This window comes from Actinomadura sp. 3N508 (assembly GCF_044326375.1).
Classification (GTDB): Bacteria; Actinomycetota; Actinomycetes; order Streptosporangiales; family Streptosporangiaceae; genus Spirillospora.
This window is the reverse complement of the sequence record NZ_JBIRAX010000006.1, coordinates 1-15,498: the sequence shown is the minus strand read 5'-3', so window position 1 is coordinate 15,498 and position 15,498 is coordinate 1. Positions and strand designations below refer to the sequence as shown.

The 15,498-nt window shown below is 71.9% G+C and carries 15 protein-coding genes and 1 rRNA gene; 10 read left to right on the top strand and 6 right to left on the bottom strand.

Annotated features, from left to right (window positions below; genetic code table 11):
• Positions 1-9 precede the first annotated feature (9 nt).
• From ACH34S_RS21875 to ACH34S_RS21865, 3 genes are read left to right on the top strand one after another with little or no spacing between them, the layout of a single operon-like run.
• The gene (locus ACH34S_RS21875) at positions 10-480 is read left to right on the top strand and encodes a hypothetical protein (RefSeq protein ID WP_395954571.1); all 471 of its coding nucleotides are present in this window, start codon (positions 10-12) and stop codon (positions 478-480) included.
• 31 nt (positions 481-511) lie between these two features.
• Positions 512-1,570, top strand: a complete 1,059-nt coding sequence (locus ACH34S_RS21870) for an enolase C-terminal domain-like protein (protein ID WP_395954570.1) — start codon at positions 512-514, stop codon at positions 1,568-1,570.
• The gene (locus ACH34S_RS21865; RefSeq protein ID WP_395954569.1) at positions 1,567-2,148 is read left to right on the top strand and encodes an AAA family ATPase; all 582 of its coding nucleotides are present in this window, start codon (positions 1,567-1,569) and stop codon (positions 2,146-2,148) included. The genes ACH34S_RS21870 and ACH34S_RS21865 overlap by 4 nt, the downstream gene beginning before the upstream one ends.
• 4 nt (positions 2,149-2,152) lie before the next feature.
• Here the strand turns inward: ACH34S_RS21865 and ACH34S_RS21860 are convergent, their stop codons facing one another.
• The 4 genes from ACH34S_RS21860 to ACH34S_RS21845 are packed head-to-tail and all read right to left on the bottom strand — an operon-like array spanning position 2,153 to position 8,639.
• Entirely contained in the window at positions 2,153-3,307 is a 1,155-nt protein-coding gene (locus tag ACH34S_RS21860; protein WP_395954568.1) for an acyl-CoA dehydrogenase family protein, read from the bottom strand.
• Positions 3,304-5,301: a biotin carboxylase N-terminal domain-containing protein gene (locus tag ACH34S_RS21855; RefSeq protein WP_395954567.1), complete on the bottom strand. Its 1,998-nt coding sequence runs from the start codon at positions 5,299-5,301 to the stop codon at positions 3,304-3,306. Before ACH34S_RS21855 ends, ACH34S_RS21860 begins: the two co-directional genes overlap by 4 nt.
• 15 nt (positions 5,302-5,316) lie before the next feature.
• Positions 5,317-6,927: an acyl-CoA carboxylase subunit beta gene (locus ACH34S_RS21850; RefSeq protein ID WP_395954566.1), complete on the bottom strand. Its 1,611-nt coding sequence runs from the start codon at positions 6,925-6,927 to the stop codon at positions 5,317-5,319.
• Positions 6,924-8,639: an acyclic terpene utilization AtuA family protein gene (locus tag ACH34S_RS21845; RefSeq protein ID WP_395954565.1), complete on the bottom strand. Its 1,716-nt coding sequence runs from the start codon at positions 8,637-8,639 to the stop codon at positions 6,924-6,926. The genes ACH34S_RS21850 and ACH34S_RS21845 overlap by 4 nt, the downstream gene beginning before the upstream one ends.
• A 767-nt stretch (positions 8,640-9,406) precedes the next feature.
• Here ACH34S_RS21845 and ACH34S_RS21840 point away from each other — a divergent pair.
• Together ACH34S_RS21840 and ACH34S_RS21835 are read left to right on the top strand one after the other, a co-directional pair.
• Positions 9,407-9,613, top strand: coding sequence for a hypothetical protein (locus ACH34S_RS21840; RefSeq protein ID WP_395954564.1), 207 nt, complete (start codon positions 9,407-9,409; stop codon positions 9,611-9,613).
• A 111-nt stretch (positions 9,614-9,724) separates the two neighbouring features.
• A complete protein-coding gene (locus ACH34S_RS21835) occupies positions 9,725-10,330 on the top strand; it encodes a TetR/AcrR family transcriptional regulator (RefSeq protein WP_395954563.1) in 606 nt (201 codons plus the stop codon).
• Positions 10,331-10,368: 38 nt separating this feature from the next.
• Here ACH34S_RS21835 and ACH34S_RS21830 read toward each other — a convergent pair whose 3' ends face one another.
• A complete protein-coding gene (locus ACH34S_RS21830; RefSeq protein WP_395954562.1) occupies positions 10,369-10,788 on the bottom strand; it encodes an SAM-dependent methyltransferase in 420 nt (139 codons plus the stop codon).
• 77 nt (positions 10,789-10,865) lie between these two features.
• Here ACH34S_RS21830 and ACH34S_RS21825 point away from each other — a divergent pair, with 77 nt between their 5' ends.
• From ACH34S_RS21825 to ACH34S_RS21805, 5 genes are read left to right on the top strand one after another with little or no spacing between them, the layout of a single operon-like run.
• Positions 10,866-11,675, top strand: a complete 810-nt coding sequence (locus ACH34S_RS21825) for a metalloregulator ArsR/SmtB family transcription factor (protein WP_395954561.1) — start codon at positions 10,866-10,868, stop codon at positions 11,673-11,675.
• 26 nt (positions 11,676-11,701) lie between these two features.
• Positions 11,702-12,382, top strand: a complete 681-nt coding sequence (locus ACH34S_RS21820; protein ID WP_395954560.1) for a DUF998 domain-containing protein — start codon at positions 11,702-11,704, stop codon at positions 12,380-12,382.
• Positions 12,383-12,441: 59 nt separating this feature from the next.
• A complete protein-coding gene (locus tag ACH34S_RS21815; protein ID WP_395954559.1) occupies positions 12,442-13,968 on the top strand; it encodes a phytoene desaturase family protein in 1,527 nt (508 codons plus the stop codon).
• Complete coding sequence (locus ACH34S_RS21810; protein WP_395954558.1) at positions 13,965-14,747, top strand: fatty acid desaturase family protein; 783 nt, start codon at positions 13,965-13,967, stop codon at positions 14,745-14,747. The genes ACH34S_RS21815 and ACH34S_RS21810 overlap by 4 nt, the downstream gene beginning before the upstream one ends.
• Before the next feature lie 4 nt (positions 14,748-14,751).
• Positions 14,752-15,369 carry a TetR/AcrR family transcriptional regulator gene (locus tag ACH34S_RS21805; RefSeq protein WP_395954556.1) on the top strand — a complete coding sequence of 206 codons (618 nt, stop codon included), beginning with the start codon at positions 14,752-14,754 and terminating at the stop codon, positions 15,367-15,369.
• Positions 15,370-15,412: 43 nt separating this feature from the next.
• Here ACH34S_RS21805 and rrf read toward each other — a convergent pair.
• Positions 15,413-15,498: ribosomal RNA gene (gene rrf / locus ACH34S_RS21800) — 5S ribosomal RNA — on the bottom strand; the annotation flags it as partial.

Genomic DNA, 15,498 nt, shown 5'->3' with positions numbered 1-15,498 from the left:
ACTGGTGAGGTGAAGAGGGCGCATCGGGTTCGCCAGGTCGTCAACGCGGTCAACCTCTCGACGGGGCTCGGGCTCCTGCTCGCCGCGACCGGCACGCCCGGTTCCCGCCGCCTCCGCCGGCTCCCGGACGGTCTGCTGCTCGCCGGCGGGTACCGGCTGCCGTTCCCGATCGCGCCCGCGTTCACGGTCGGCAACGTCGTCCTGGTGCGCGGCGACGCGTCCCGCCTGGAGAGCGTGTCCCGCGAGGCGGGCCGGTCGCGGCTGCTGCGGCACGAGGGACGCCACGCGACCCAGTACGCCTGGTGCCTGGGCCCCGTCATGATCCCCCTCTACGGGGCGTGCGCGGGCGTTTCGATGCTGCTGTGCGGGGACTGGGCTTCCTACAACCCCTTCGAGCGCCTCGCGGGCCTGGACGACGGCGGCTACGAGCGGCACCCGCTGCGCCCGTACCTGCGCACTCGGCGGCGGGGGGAGAATTGAGGAGGACGACTTCCTCGAAAGGCGGGTGCGGGTGCCCCAGATCCATGGCTGCGACGCCTACCGCGTGGTGATGGCGCGCGGACGGCGGCCGGAGAGCGTCCTCGTCCGCCTGGCCGGCGGCGACGCGGTCGGGTGGGGCGAGATGGCGGTCCCCGCCGGGCCGGGCGACGCCGGCGGCGCCTGGGCCGACATCGAGGAGCGCATGGGCCCCGCCCTCATCGGGCTGGAGTGGGAGCGTCCGGAAGACGTGTCCGCCGCCGCCGACCTCGGCGCCCGCGAGGCCGCCGCCGCCATCGACACCGCCTGCTGGGACCTGTGGTGCCGGACGCGGGGCCTGCCGCTCGCGCACGCGCTCGGCGGCACCCGCACCTCCATCGTGACCGGCGCGCGGATCTCGCCGGAGGCGACCCTCGACACGATCTCGGGCCGCGTCAACCAGGCCGTTGGAGCGGGCCACACCCGCGTCACGCTGGACATCCGTCCCGGCTGGGACATCGAGCCCGTCCGGGCGATCCGGCAGGCGTACCCGGCGCTCGCGCTCGTCGCCGACGCGGGCCACGCCTACACCGAGTCGCCCGAGCACCTGGACGTCCTGGAGGCGCTCGACTCCTACGGCGTCGCGGTGATCGAGCGCCCGTTCCCCGGCGGCGACCTCGCCGCGCACGCCCGGCTCCAGCTGCGCCTCAGCAGCGCGGTCGCGCCCGCGGTCGGCGACCTGGAGACCCTCGACGCGGCGCTGTCGCTGGACGCGGGCCGCGCGCTGCACCTGCGCCTCGACCGGCTCGGCGGGCTGACCGCCGCCCGCAGCGCCCACGACCTGGCGTACGCGGCCGGGTGGGACGTGTGGTGCAGCGGCTCGGGCGCGTTCGGCATCGGCCAGGCCGCGGCTGTCGCGCTGGCGTCGCTGCCGGGCTGCACGCTGCCGAGCGACGTGTCCGACCCGGCGGGCGGGCCGGTGTTCGTGACGCCGCCGGTCCGCTCGTCCGGCGGTGTCGTCGGCGTGCCGCTCACCCAGCCGGGCCTCGGCCACGGGATCGACGAGGAGCGCATCGAGCGGCTGGCGACCCGCCGGATGCGCCTGTCGGCGTGACGCCCGGCGCGGTCGCGGGCGCCCCGGTGTGGGTGGTGGCGGGGCCGCCCGGCTGCGGGAAGACGACCGTGGCGGAGCTGCTGCTGGCGCGGCTGCGTCCCGTCCCCGCGCTGCTCGACAAGGACACGCTCTACGAGCCGTTCGTCGAGGCGATCCTCGCGGCGTCCGGCCGTGACCCGGGCGAGCGCGAGGGCCCCTGGTACGACGAGCACGTCAAGCGGCACGAGTACGCCGGGATGACGGCGACGGCCCGGGAGATCCGCGCGCACGGCTGCCCGGTGCTGCTGAGCGGCCCGTTCACCGGCCAGATCCGCGCGCCGTCCCGCTGGGCGGAGTGGATTCGCGACCTCGGCGGCCCGCCCGTGCGCCTCGTCTGGATCAGGACCGACGCCGCCACGCTCCGCCACCGGCTGGAGCGGCGCGGCTCGCCCCGCGACACCGGCAAGCTCGCCGCGTTCGGCGCGTTCACCGCCCGGATGCGCCCGGACGAGCCGCCGCCCGTCCCGCACACCGCCGTCGACAACCGCCTGGCGGCGGAAAGATCACTGGCCGCCCAGCTGGACGATCTCCTCCCCTGACCCGCTAGTAGGACTTGGGGAGCCCCAGGGAATGCTGCGCGACGAAGTTGAGGATCATCTCGCGGCTGACCGGCGCGATCCGCATCAGCCGGACGACGCCCGCCAGCATCCCGACCCCGTACTCGGTGGTGAGCCCGTTGCCGCCGTGGGTCTGGATGGCCTGGTCGACGCAGTGGACCGCCGCCTCCGCGGTCGCGTACTTCGCCATGTTCGCGGCCTCGCCCGCGCCCGCGTCGTCGCCCGCGTCATAGAGCCAGGCCGCCTTCTGCGCCATCAGCCGCGCCAGCTCCAGCTCGATCTTGGCGGCGGCGAGCGGGTGCGCGAGGCCCTGGTGCGCGCCGATCGGCGTCTTGAAGACCTGCCGGTCGTTGGCGTAGGCGACGGCCTTGCCGAGGGCGAGCCGGCCGATCCCGGCGCCCATCGCGGCGGCCATGATCCGCTCGGGGTTGAGGCCGGCGAACAGCTGCAGGAGCCCGCCGTCCTCGTCGCCGACGAGCGCGTCGTAGGGCAGCCGGACGTCGTCGAGGTGGCAGATGAACTGCTTCTCCGGCGACACGATCTCCATGGAGATCGGCGTCCAGGTGAAGCCGGGCGCGTCCGTGGGGACGATGAACAGCGACGGCCGCAGGTTGCCCTTCTGGTCGTGGCTGCGCGCGACGAACAGGACGGCGTCCGCCTCGTCCACCCCGGAGATGAACGTCTTCTGGCCGCTCAGGACCCAGCCGTCGCCGTCGCGGCGCGCGGTGGTCGTGATGCGGTGGGAGTTGGATCCGGCGTCGGGCTCGGTGATCGCGAACGCCATCGTGACGGAGCCGTCCGCGAACCGCGGCAGCCAGTCCTTCTTCTGGCCGGCGGTGCCGGACCGCGCGATGATCGTGGCGCAGATCGCCGGGGACACGACCATGAGCAGCAGCGGGCAGCCCGCCGCGGCCAGCTCCTCGCACACGGCGGCGAGGTCGCCGATGCCGCCTCCTCCGCCGCCGTACTCCTCGGGCACGTTCACACCGAGGTAGCCGAGCCGCCCCGCCTCGGCCCACAGCTCCTCGGTCTTCTCCCCCGCCTTGGCCTTCTCCACGTAGTACGACGGGCCGTACTTGGCACCCAGCTCGGCCACGGCCGCCCGGAGCGCCCGGCGCTCCTCGCTCTCGACGAAGCTCATTCCGCGTTCCCTTCGGTATCGGCCGCCTTGCCGCTCGCCTCGATGACGGCGAGGACGGCACCGGATTCGACCTGCTGTCCCGCCGCGACGTTGAGTTCGGCGACCGTGCCGGCGGACGGGGCGGCGATGCGGTGCTCCATCTTCATCGCCTCCAGGACGACGAGGGTCTGCCCGGCCGCGACGTCCGCGCCGGGTTCGGTCTCGACGCGGACGACCGTCCCCGGCATGGGCGCGAGGAGGGAGCCGGGGGCGATCCGGCCGCTCGGATCCGCGAAGCGCGGAACGGGCCGGAGCGTCACGGCGCCGAGGCGGGAGTCGACGTGCACCGCGTCCCCGGCGATGGTCACCGCGAACGTCTCGCGCAGGCCGTCATGCTCCAGGACGACCCGCTCCGGCGCCGCGCTCACCAGCGACGTGCCGGGGCACAGCTCGGAGACCAGACCGTCCCTGTGCAGGTAGTAGTCGACGACGACCTGCCCGGACGGGCCCTCGAACGTCCTGCGCTGCGGCTGCGACCGGACGTTGCGCCAGCCGGACGGCAGCCCGCCGAGCACCCCGGCCGCGGACCGGTCCGCCGCGGCCTGCGCGAGCGCGGCGGCCAGCGCGGACACCCGGACGGCGGCCTCCCCGGCGAGCGGCGCGGCGAGCCGGTCCAGGCCGATGCGGTCGAGGTAGCCGGTGTCGGTGTCGCCGTCCAGGAAGCCGGGTTCCTCCAGGATCCGGACGAGCAGGTCGCGGTTGGTCGGCAGCCCGTGGACGCGGGCGCCGCGCAGCCCGGCCGCCAGCCGCCTGGCCGCGGCCGCGCGGGTCGGCGCCCACGCGATCAGCTTGGCGAGCATCGGGTCGTAGTGGACGCCGACCTCGCCGCCGGTCTCCACGCCGCTGTCGAGCCGCAGGCCCGGCCCAGGGGACGCGGGGACGGCGAACTCGACGTCCACGCCCGGTACCTCGAAGGTGTGCAGGACACCGCTCGCCGGACGCCAGTCGCGCGCCGGGTCCTCGGCGTAGAGGCGGACCTCGATGGCATGGCCGCGCGGCTCCGGCGCGTCGGCGGCGGGCAGGCGGGCGCCTTCGGCGATCTCGATCTGCAGCCGGACGAGGTCCACCCCGTACACGCACTCGGTGACCGGATGCTCGACCTGGAGGCGCGTGTTGACCTCCAGGAAGAAGAACCGGCCGTCGCGCGCGAGCAGGAACTCGACCGTCCCGGCGCCGACGTACCCGATCGCGCGGGCCGCGTTCGCCGCCGCGTCGCACAGCTCGGCGCGCAGTTCGGGCCCGACCGCCGGGGACGGCGCCTCCTCGACGATCTTCTGGTGGCGGCGCTGGATCGAGCATTCGCGCTCGCCGAGCGTCCAGACCGTCCCGTGCGCGTCGGCGAGGACCTGCACCTCGATGTGCCGGGCGCCCTCCAGCAGCGGCTCGCAGAACACGGTCGGGTCGCCGAACGCCGACTCCGCCTCGCGGCGCGCTCCGGCGACGGCTTCGTCCAGCTCGCCCGGCGCGCGGACGATCCGCATGCCGCGCCCGCCGCCGCCCGCGGACGCCTTCACCAGCAGCGGGAAGCCGGCGTCGCCCGCCTCGGCCGGGTCGAGTTCCGGCAGGACGGGGACGTCCGCGGCGGCCATCAGCTTCTTCGCCTCGATCTTGGAGCCCATCGCGGCGATCGCCTCCGGCGGCGGCCCGATCCAGGTCAGGCCCGCGTCGGCGACGGCCCGCGCGAAGCCGGCGTTCTCCGACAGGAACCCGTAGCCCGGGTGGACGGCGTCGGCCCCGGCGCTCTTCGCCACGGCCAGGAGCCGCTCGGCCGACAGGTACGTCTCCGCCGGGGACGCGCCGGGCAGCCGTCCGGCCACGTCCGCCTCCCGGACGTGCGGCGCGTTCGCGTCCGGGTCGGAGTGGACGGCGACCGTCCCGATGCCGAGCTCCCGGCAGGCGCGCAGCACCCGGCGCGCGATCTCGCCCCGGTTCGCGACCAGCACACTCTTGATCATTTCTCGCTCACCCGCTCACATCCGGAAGACGCCGAAGCCGCCGGCCCCGCGCACGGGCGCGTTGTGGACGACCGACAGGCACAGCCCGAGCACCGTGCGGGTGTCGCGCGGGTCGATGACGCCGTCGTCGTAGAGCCGTCCGGACAGGAAGAACGGCAGCGACTCGGCCTCGATCTGCGTCTCGACCATCTCCCGCATCGCGCGGTCCTGCTCGTCGTCGTAGGCCTGCCCGCGCGCTTCGGCGGCCTGCCGCGCCACGATCGACAGGACGCCCGCGAGCTGCTGCGGCCCCATCACCGCCGACTTCGCGGACGGCCAGGTGAACAGGAACCGGGGGTCGTACGCCCGGCCGCACATGCCGTAGTTGCCCGCCCCGTACGACGCGCCCATCACGATCGAGATGTGCGGGACCGTGCTGTTGGCCACCGCGTTGATCATCAGCGCGCCGTGCTTGATGATCCCTGCCTGCTCGTACTCCCTGCCGACCATGTAGCCGGTGGTGTTGTGCAGGAACAGCAGCGGCGTGTCGCTCTGGTTGGCGAGCTGGATGAACTGCGCCGCCTTCTGCGCCTCCGCGCTGAACAGGACGCCCTGCGCGTTGGCCAGGACCCCGATCGGGTAGCCGTGGACGCGCGTCCAGCCGGTGACGAGGCTCGTCCCGTACAACGGCTTGAACTCGTCGAAGCGCGAGCCGTCCGCGATCCGGGCGATGACCTCGCGCGGGTCGAACGGCACTTTCAGGTCTTCGGGGACGATCCCGGCGAGCTCTTCCGCGTCGTACAGCGGTTCCTCGACCGGGCCGGGACCGGTGCCGGGGCCCGGCGGCGGGCCGGGCTTGCGATGGTTGAGGTTCTTGACGATCTGCCGTCCGAGACGGAGCGCGTCGGCCTCGTCCTCGGCCATGTAGTCGGCGAGCCCGGACGTCCGCGCATGCATTTCAGCGCCGCCGAGTTCCTCGTCGCCGGCCTCTTCCCCGGTCGCCATCTTCACCAGCGGCGGCCCGCCGAGGAACACTTTCGCGCGCTCCTTGACCATGACGACGTAGTCGCACATTCCCGGAATATACGCACCACCCGCCGTGGAATTCCCGAACACGAGCGCGATCGTCGGGATCCCGGCCGCCGACAGCCGCGTGAGATCGCGGAACATCCGCCCACCCGGAATGAAGATCTCTTTCTGGGTCGGCAGATCGGCACCGCCCGACTCCACCAGGTTGAGGACGGGCAGCCGATTCTCCAGCGCGATATCGGACGCCCGGAAGCTCTTCTTCACCGTCCATGGATTGCTCGACCCGCCCCGCACTGTCGGATCGTTCGCCACGATCATGCACTCGACGCCCTCGACCACGCCGATCCCGGTGACGACGCTCGCGCCGACGGGAAAGTCGCTGCCCCACGCGGCGAGCGGGCTCAGCTCCAGAAACGGCGAGTCGGGGTCGAGCAGCAGCTCGATCCGCTCCCGCGCCAGCATCTTCCCGCGCTTGCGATGCCGCGTGACATACTTCTCGCCCCCTCCCTCCAGCGCCTTCGCGTGCTCGGCGTCGAGGGCCGCGAGCTTTTCCAGCATGGCGCGGCGCCGTTCCCGGTATTCCGGTGCGCGCGTGTCAAGGGTGCTCTTCAGCGTCAAAGGACAGCCTCCGGAATGTCGACGAGCCGTGACCGCAGCCACTCCCCCAATGCCTTGCCTTGCGGATCGAAGCGAGTCGATGCGGAAACCCCTTCTTGCAGCAGCCCTTCAACAACGAAATTCACCGCACGAAGATTGGGCAGCACATACCGCCGGACGACAAGCCCACGGGTTTCAGGCAGAAGCTCCTTGAGCCGCTCGACGCTGAGAAAAGGCTCCAGCCAGCGCCACTGATCATTCGTACGGGCCCACACGCCGATATTGGCGTCCCCGCCCTTGTCCCCGCTCCGCGCCCCGGCCACACGCCCCAGCGGCGCCCGGACCGTGAGCCTGCTGTCCACTGGTTCACCCGCCTCGACCGCGCCATCCCCGTTCGGGGTGTCGATCGTGGCCGGCGGAGGAGGGATGGGAACGCGGCGGCCGTCGTGGGTCACGGCCACATGCTCGACCGCCTCGTTCGGAACGAACGCAGGGGTGTAGACGCCATAGGGGCTCGCCTTGCCGGGCGGGGCCGTCATCGTGAAGCCGGGGTAGCCCGCGAGGGCCAGCTCCACCGCCGCGCCGCTGAAGGCCCGTCCGACCTTCTCCGGATCGGGGTCGAGGACGGCGCACCGGAGCAGCGCGGTCGCCTCGCCCTGCGTCGCGGGATCGGGCTTCGCGGCCCCGAGAAGCGTCCACTCGACGCGCGAGGGCGCGGCACCGCCGAACGCGGCCTCCATCTGCGCCTTGGCGAGATCCGCCTTCGCCTCGATACCGAGCCCCGTGAGGACGAACGTCATCTCATTGCGGTGGCCGCCGAGGTGGTTGAGGCACACCTTGGTGGTCGGAGGCGGCGCAGTCCCCCGCACACCGCTGATGCGCACGCGGTCGGGACCGTCCTGCGCCAGCTCGATCGTGTCAAAGTGCGTCGTCACGTCCGGACCGGCGTAGGAGGGCCCGCCGATCTCGTACAGAAGCTGCGCCGTGATGGTCTCGACGGTCACCGCTCCGCCCGTGCCGTTATGCTTGGTGATGACGCTGGACCCGTCGGCATGGATCTCAGCCACCGGAAAGCCCGGCGCCTTTACGTTGTAGATCTCTTCAAAGAAGGCGTAGTTGCCGCCCGTGGCCTGCGTCCCGCATTCCAGGACGTGCCCGGCGACGGTCGCGCCGGCCAGCGCGTCCCAGGCGTCCCGCCCCCAGCCGAAGTGCGCGGCGGCGGGCCCCACGACCAGGGAGGCATCGGTGACGCGCCCGGTCACCACGACGTCGGCGCCGTCTCGCAGGCACTCGGCGATCCCCCACGCGCCCAGATAGGCGTTCGCGGTCAGCGGCGCCCCGTACCGCTCGTGCCCGAAGCCCAGCTCCTCCGCCCGCGCGAGCAGATCGTCGCCCTCCACATGAGCGACCCGCACCTCTAGGCCGAGCCGTCCGGCCAACTCGCGCAGCCGTTCCGCGAGCCCCCGCGGGTTGAGCCCACCGGCATTGGCGACGATGCTGACGCCCCGCTCCACGGCGAGCCCGAGGCACTCCTCCATCTGCCGCAGGAACGTCGTCGCGTACCCGGCATCGGGATCCTTCAGCTTGCCGCGCCCCAGGATCAGCATGGTCAGCTCGGCGAGATAGTCGCCGGTCAGGACGTCCAGCGGCCCGCCCTCCAGCATCTCCCGCATCGCGGAGAACCGGTCGCCGTAGAAGCCCGAGGCGTTGCCGACCCGCAACGGTTGGCTCATGGCCCGAACCTTGCCAGCCTGGAAACAGAAAATCAATCACGCATGATTGTTCTTGCGGTCACAGGCGCACGACGACCCCGGCGGTAGCCCGCCGGGGTCGCCGAGGGGGTCAGAGATCGTGTTCGCGGGACGGCCGGCCGTTGTGACCCGCGAGACCTGCCATCCGACCGCGCCTCGATACGGATCAAATCGGCACTACAGCGTATCTACACCATTTAATCACTTAGGATGAATTACGGCCAATCGTTGAGTCGCGCTCACCGGGAGGCGGCTCGAAGCAAAGCGGCGCTTCTGAAGAAACCCAGCGTCGACTCAAGATCTCCCTATTACACTGTTGGCACATGAGTGAGCGCAGAAGAAGGGGCTCCCGGCGTGCGGTCGATCGCAGGCGGAAACTCTCCTGGCTCTTAGGTCGGCACAGAAAGCGGTCTGAGGCAGAACAGCAAGGCGATTCGGTAACTCGCGACACCAGGTATCTGGCCAGGGCGACAATCTTGGGGGCCATCATCGGCGCCCTCGCCGTCATTATCGCAGCGGTCATCAGGTTCATACCGGATTCCCGGCCCTCAGAGGGCGCCCAGATCGAACCGGTACCGACGACACCAACAGTTGTCCCAGCCACCCCAGTCCCGCCCACAACCCCCTCACCCTCGAAGACGAGGATTTCGCGTACCACGCGCCCACCCTCACCTCGAACTCCAGAAACACGACGCGCTCCGCCACCCAAACCAAAAGTGATCGTTTGCCGCATTCGATACTTCGTGAACATGAAGGGCGAAGTATTCAACGATGCCGAACAGGATATCGGTGGCGTAGAAGCGGGAGATGAGTTCCTCCGGGACCCGTCCAAGAAACCACCCTCGCGCGCTTTGGCCTATCGCTGGTTCGGCACCGTGAACCCAGGCACTTCCGAAAGTGTGACCGGCTGGGTCAAGAAGGAGAAGGTCGACGAAGCCGACAGGGTCTGCAAATAATCGGTCGGCAGGCAGGAAGCCGCCCACGACCCGGATCAGGAATCAAGCGCTCACGCTTGTTTCTCGCCGGCACCTTTTGGTTGACTGGGGGCCCACCGAGCCGAGGACTCCATGACCACGCAGGCACTCCGCGAACCGCGGCAGGACCGCAGCCGCGCCACGCGCCGCCGTCTGCTCGAGGCGGCCGTCGAGTGCCTCGCCTCGGTCGGGTGGGCCGGGACGACCGTCGCGGTCGTCGCCGCGCGCGCCGGCGTTTCCCGGGGCGCCGCGCAGCACCACTTCCGGACGCGCGAGGAGCTGGTGACGGCGGCGGTCGAGTACGGGTCCGAGGTGCGGGTTGCGCAGATGCGCAAGCGCCTGGACGTGCCGTCCGGGCACCGCCCGTCCACCCTGGACGTGGTGATGATGCTCGGCGAGATGTACACGACCCCGCTGTTCCGGGCCGCGCTGCAGCTCTGGGTCGCGGCCAGCTCCGACGAGCAGCTCCGCGCGCGGGTCCTTCCACTGGAGGCACGGGTCGGACGGGAGGCGCACCGCCTCACCGTCGAGGCCCTCGGCGCGGACGAAAGCGTCCCCGGCGTCCGGGAGACGGTCCAGGCGACACTCGACCTCGTGCGCGGCCTGGGCCTGGCCGACCTCCTCACCGACGACTCCGCCCGCCGCACCCGGCTGCTGCGCCAGTGGGCGACCACCCTCGACACGGCCCTGTCTCGCTGACCTCTAGGCTCACCGACCCCGGGGCAAGGATCTCGGGGTCAGACGGTCAGTTCGCGTAGCGGGTCACCGCCGTCGATGAAGACCCGCCCGCCCGGCGCCAGGGCCGCGGCGATGCACCGCTTCGCGGCCCGACCCGCCTCCGGGTGGCGGCCGTCGAGGGCGCCGACCCGGACCGCGAACACCAGGTCGAAGGGGGCCTCGCCGGGCTCCAGCGCGAAGTCCTCGATCGCGGCCTGCCGGACGCTCATCCGCCCCGACGCGATCTCGTCCGCCCCGGTGGCCTGCGCCTGAGCGACCGCCTTCGCGGACCGGTCGATCGCGAGGAGGTGCCCCGTTTCGAGCCGCGCCGCGACGGCCCGCGCGGCGGCGCCGGGCCCGCAGCCGATCTCCAGGACCCGCATGCCGGGTTCGAGCGGCAGCGCGTCCACGATCTTCGCCAGGCGAGGTGAAAGCGGCATGCCCCCGACGATATCGGACCAACCCGTTTCCTGAAGCATGGTTGACATGTGACCTTTTGGTCACCTATTTTCCAGGTGTGAAGGACGACGATCTGGCGTTCAAGGCGTTGGCGGACCCGACCCGCCGCTTCCTGCTCGACCTGCTGTTCGCCCGGGACGGGCGGACGCTCGGCGAGCTGGAGTCGGAGGTGGAGATGACCCGGTTCGGGGTCGCCAAGCACCTGCGGGTGCTGGAGGAGGCCGGGCTGGTGGTCGCGCGCCGCTCGGGCAGGGAGAAGCTGCATTTCCTCAACCCGGTGCCGATCCGGCTGATCCACGACCGGTGGATCGGCAAGTACACCGAGCGGCCCGCCGCGGCGCTCGCCGACCTCAAGAGAGAACTGGAGTCCGGTATGACGACGACCGAGACGAGCACCGGCGACGGCCGGACCGTCCACGTGTACCGCGTGTACATCAAGGCGACCCCGCAGGCCATCTGGGACGCGATCACCAAGCCGGAGTGGGCCGTGAAGTACGGCTACCAGGCGCCGGTCGAGTACGACCTGCGTCCCGGTGGCGTGTTCCGCGGGCTGGCCAGCGACGCCATGAAGGAGCACGGCGCCCCGGACGTGGTGCTCGACGGCGAGGTCATCGAGGCGGAACCGCCGCGCAGGCTCGTCCAGACGTGGCGCGCCCTGTACCTCGACGAGCCCGCCACCCGCCTCACCTACGAGATCGAGGACGACGAGCAGGGCATCTCGCGGCTGACCGTCACCCACGACGTCACCGGCGCGCCGCAGACCGCGGCGCAGACCAACGGCGAGCTACCGGGCGCCGGCGGCGGCTGGAGCCAGACGCTCAGCGACCTGAAGACCCTCCTGGAGACCGGCACCCCCCTCTACACCTGACGATTTCAACGGCTTTGGAGGCCGCCATGACCACCGACACGCTGAACTCCGCGGCCACGCCCCGGCTGGCGGTCCCCACCCGCGTGCTGCTCGGCTGCGGCGCAGTCGCGGGACCGCTGTTCGTCCTGCTCATCGCCGCGCAGGCCCTGACACGCGACGGGTTCGACGCCGCCCGCCACCCGCTGAGCATGCTCAGCCTCGGCGAGCACGGCTGGATCCAGACCGTCAACTTCCTGGTCAGCGGCGTGCTCGTGCTGGCCTCCGCCGCCGGGCTCCGCCGCGTCCTGGCACCGGGCTCCGCGGGGCGCGCCTGGGGCACCGCGCTCATCGCCGTCTATGGCGCGAGCCTGGTCTGGGCGGGCGTGTTCCCCACCGACCCGATGGACGGCTTCCCCGCCGGGACCCCCGCCGGCGCCGGCGAGGTCAGCTGGCACGGCATGCTGCACAACCTCGCTCCGGTCGGGATGGGCCTCGCGCTCAGCGCCGCGTGCCTGGTGTTCGCCCGCCGCTTCGCCCGCGAGGGACGGCGCGGCTGGACGATCTACAGCGTCGCCGCCGTGGCCGTCTATCTCGTCCTCGGCCTGGCCGCGTTCCCGGCGGGCGAGTACCGCCTGATGCTCGCCGGAGGCGCCGCCATCTGGACGTGGGCCGCGATGCTCTCCCTCACGTTCCTGATCGAGCCCGGCAACGACCGCCGCTCGTCCTGACCATTGACGGGACGCCGCGCCGAGCGCACTCTGAACACATGTTCAGAACAAGCGTTCAGATGGATCGTCCGCCGCGAGCGGCGCGGTTCCCGGCGTCGTGCGACGTGGCCGTGCTCGGCGGCGGGCTCGCCGGGATGGCCACGGCGGCGCGGCTCCAGGCGGCCGGGGTGTCCACGCTCGTGATCGAGGCGCACGGCCATGTCGGCGGCTGCGCGGGCTACTACCGGCGGCGCGGCTTCTCCTTCGACGTGGGCGCGACCACGATGGTCGACTTCGAGCCAGGCGGCGTCGGCGCGGAGCTGCTCGACAGCATCGGGATGGATCCCGTGCCCGGCGAGGCGCTGCCCGGCTACGTCGGCTGGCTGCCGGACCGCAAGGTCACCCTCTACCGCGACACCCGGGCATGGCACCGCGAACGGCTGCGGGCGCTCGGCGACGGCCCCGGGCATCGGGCGTTCTGGGCGCGGCTCGACCGGATCGCGCAGGTGTTCTGGGACGCGAGCCGCTCCGGCGTCCGGCTGCCGATGCGCCGCCCCGCCGACGCCGTGCACAACCTGCGGGCGCTCGGCCCGCGCGGCCTCCCGCTCGCCCGCCACCTGAACACCACGCTCGGGGACGCCCTCGCCCGGCACGGGCTGCGCGGCGACGCGCCGCTGGTCGGGCTGCTGTCGATGCTGGTGGAGGACACGGTGCACAGCACCGTCGACCGGGCGCCGCTCATCAACGCCGCGCTCGGCGTCACGATCCGCGGCGCGGGCCTGACCCGCGCCGACGGCGGCATGCGCGGCTTCTGGCGGCGCTTCACCGCGCACTACCGCGCGATGGGCGGACGGCTCCGCGTCGGCTGCCGGGTCGAGCGGGTATCCGGACGGCACGGGGCGTTCACCGTCCACACCGCCCGCGGCGCCGTCCACGCCCGGCAGGTGGTGAGCGCGCTGCCCGCCGCCACGACCGCGCGCGTCGTCCCCGATCTCGCCGGCCCGCTCCGCCCCTACCTGGAGCGGGACGCGAACGAGCTGGGCGGCGCGATCGTCGTGTTCCTCGGCGTCCCGGACGCCGAGGTCGCCGGACAGGAGTTCACCCACCACCAGCTGTTGCACGACTACGGCCGGCCGCTCGGCGACGGCAACAACATGTTCGTGTCGGTGTCCGCGCGGGGCGACACCGACAGCGCACCGCCCGGCGAACGCGCCGTCATGATCTCCACGCACACCTCGCTCGCCGGCTGGCAGGACCTGCCGGACGCCGACTACGAGGCCCAAAAGCACGCGATCGGGGAACGTCTCGTCGGCCTGGCGCGCCGCGTCCATCCGAATCTCGGCGAGCGGGCACGCGTGTGGGACGTCGGGACGCCGCGCTCCTACGAGCGATTCGCGTTCCGGCCCGGCGGCGCGGTCGGCGGGCCGCATCAGACGCCGGGCAACGCCAACCAGAACGCCGTCCCGCATTCGCTGGGCGTGCCGGGGCTATGGCTAGTCGGCGACTCGACCTGGCCCGGCCTCGGCACCGTGGCATGCGCGCTGGGCAGCAGGATCGTCGCGGACGAGGTGCGCAAGGTCGCGCGGCGGGCGGCGGTGACCCGATGACGCTGCCGAAGCTGTCCGAGCTCGGCCCCGACCTGCTCGTCACGACACGCCCGCGCCGCGCCCTCACGCTGTCCCTGCCGTATGCCGGGATCGCCCTGTTCGTCGCGGCGTGGCTCGCCGGATGGTGGTGGACGACGCCGCTCATCGCATTCGGGATCTTCGTCGCGGTGGTGACGGCGACGCACGACGTCGTCCACCGCTCCCTGGGCCTCGGCAGACGCGCCACGGAGTCGGCCCTGTTCCTGCTGGGCGCCGTGCTGCTGGAGAGTGGTCACGCCTACCGCACCACACATCTGCAACACCACCGGACGTTCCCCAGCGACGACGACCCGGAGGGATATCCTGCTGACCTGTCCGCGCTGGGCGCGATCCTCTACGGTCCGGTCTTCCTCGCCCGCCTGTGGTGGTGGGCGTATGGACGCAGCCGGGCGGGCCAGCGGCTGTGGCTGCTGGCGGAGGCGGCGCTGCCGTTCGCGGCGGTCGCGGCCGGCGTCGCCTGGTCGCGCGGGCTTCTCGCGTACGCCGTGATGATGATCGTGGGAAGCTGGGTGTATCCGCTGCTGACCGTCCACCTGCCGCACCGGCACTACGGGGACACGCCGCTCACGCAGACCCGCACGCTGCGCGGACGCGTCGTCCCCGCCCTGTTCCTGGAGTTGACGTACCACTTGGAGCACCATCTGTACCCGCAGGTGCCGAGCCACCATCTCGCGCGGCTCGCGCGGCGCCTCGACCCCGTCCTCGACGAGGCGGGCGTGAAGCCCTGGAAAGTGATCTGAGCGCATGGCGCCACGGGCGGAGACCAGGAACCGTCTCCTCGACGCGGCCATCCGGACGCTCGCCGTCGAGGGCTACGGCGGGACGACCGCCCGCTCCATCGCCCGTACGGGCGGCTTCGCGCCGGGCGTCATCTACTACCACTTCGACGACCTGGAGGCCCTGCTCGTCACGGCCCTCCGGCACACGAGCCAGGCCAGGATGGCGCGCTACGAGGAGGCCCTCGGCTCCTGCACGGACGCCGCCGACCTCATCACCCGCCTCCGCGCGCTGTACGCCGAGGACATGGCGGACAAGGGACACATCGACGCCGTCCAGGAACTCGTCACAGCGTCGGCGACATCACCGCGGCTGCGTGCGGAAGTGCTCGCGCACGTCGATTCCTGGTCGGATTTCGCCGCTTCCGCAGTGGCGCGTCTCGTCGAGGGAACGGCGTTCGAGGAACTGGTGCCGTCACGCGACATCGGCATGATCGCGGTCGCGATGTTCCTCGGCATCCAGACCCTCATCCACCTGGACGGCGACCGCTCCCGCATCGAGTCCCTCTTCGCCATCGCCGAACCCGCCGCCATTCTCTGGGACACCTTCACCGGCGGCGGCCACAAACCAAACCCCGACAAATAAGGAAGGCCCCGCCGTTGTCGGCGGGGCCTTCCCCATAGGAAATGTCCGGCGGTGTCCTACTCTCCCACACAGTCTCCCATGCAGTACCATCGGCGCTGAAGGGCTTAACTTCCGGGTTCGGGATGGGAC

What these genes read in the sequence shown, in the direction of transcription:
- ACH34S_RS21810 (WP_395954558.1), top strand. Translation starts at nt 13,965, where the DNA reads ATGACGCTGCCGAAGCTGTCCGAGCTCGGCCCCGACCTGCTCGTCACG.
- ACH34S_RS21855 (WP_395954567.1), bottom strand. Translation starts at nt 5,301, where the DNA reads ATGATCAAGAGTGTGCTGGTCGCGAACCGGGGCGAGATCGCGCGCCGG.
- ACH34S_RS21840 (WP_395954564.1), top strand. Translation starts at nt 9,407, where the DNA reads ATGAAGGGCGAAGTATTCAACGATGCCGAACAGGATATCGGTGGCGTA.
- ACH34S_RS21845 (WP_395954565.1), bottom strand. Translation starts at nt 8,639, where the DNA reads ATGAGCCAACCGTTGCGGGTCGGCAACGCCTCGGGCTTCTACGGCGAC.
- ACH34S_RS21815 (WP_395954559.1), top strand. Translation starts at nt 12,442, where the DNA reads ATGGATCGTCCGCCGCGAGCGGCGCGGTTCCCGGCGTCGTGCGACGTG.
- ACH34S_RS21835 (WP_395954563.1), top strand. Translation starts at nt 9,725, where the DNA reads ATGACCACGCAGGCACTCCGCGAACCGCGGCAGGACCGCAGCCGCGCC.
- ACH34S_RS21830 (WP_395954562.1), bottom strand. Translation starts at nt 10,788, where the DNA reads ATGCCGCTTTCACCTCGCCTGGCGAAGATCGTGGACGCGCTGCCGCTC.
- ACH34S_RS21860 (WP_395954568.1), bottom strand. Translation starts at nt 3,307, where the DNA reads ATGAGCTTCGTCGAGAGCGAGGAGCGCCGGGCGCTCCGGGCGGCCGTG.
- ACH34S_RS21805 (WP_395954556.1), top strand. Translation starts at nt 14,752, where the DNA reads ATGGCGCCACGGGCGGAGACCAGGAACCGTCTCCTCGACGCGGCCATC.
- ACH34S_RS21820 (WP_395954560.1), top strand. Translation starts at nt 11,702, where the DNA reads ATGACCACCGACACGCTGAACTCCGCGGCCACGCCCCGGCTGGCGGTC.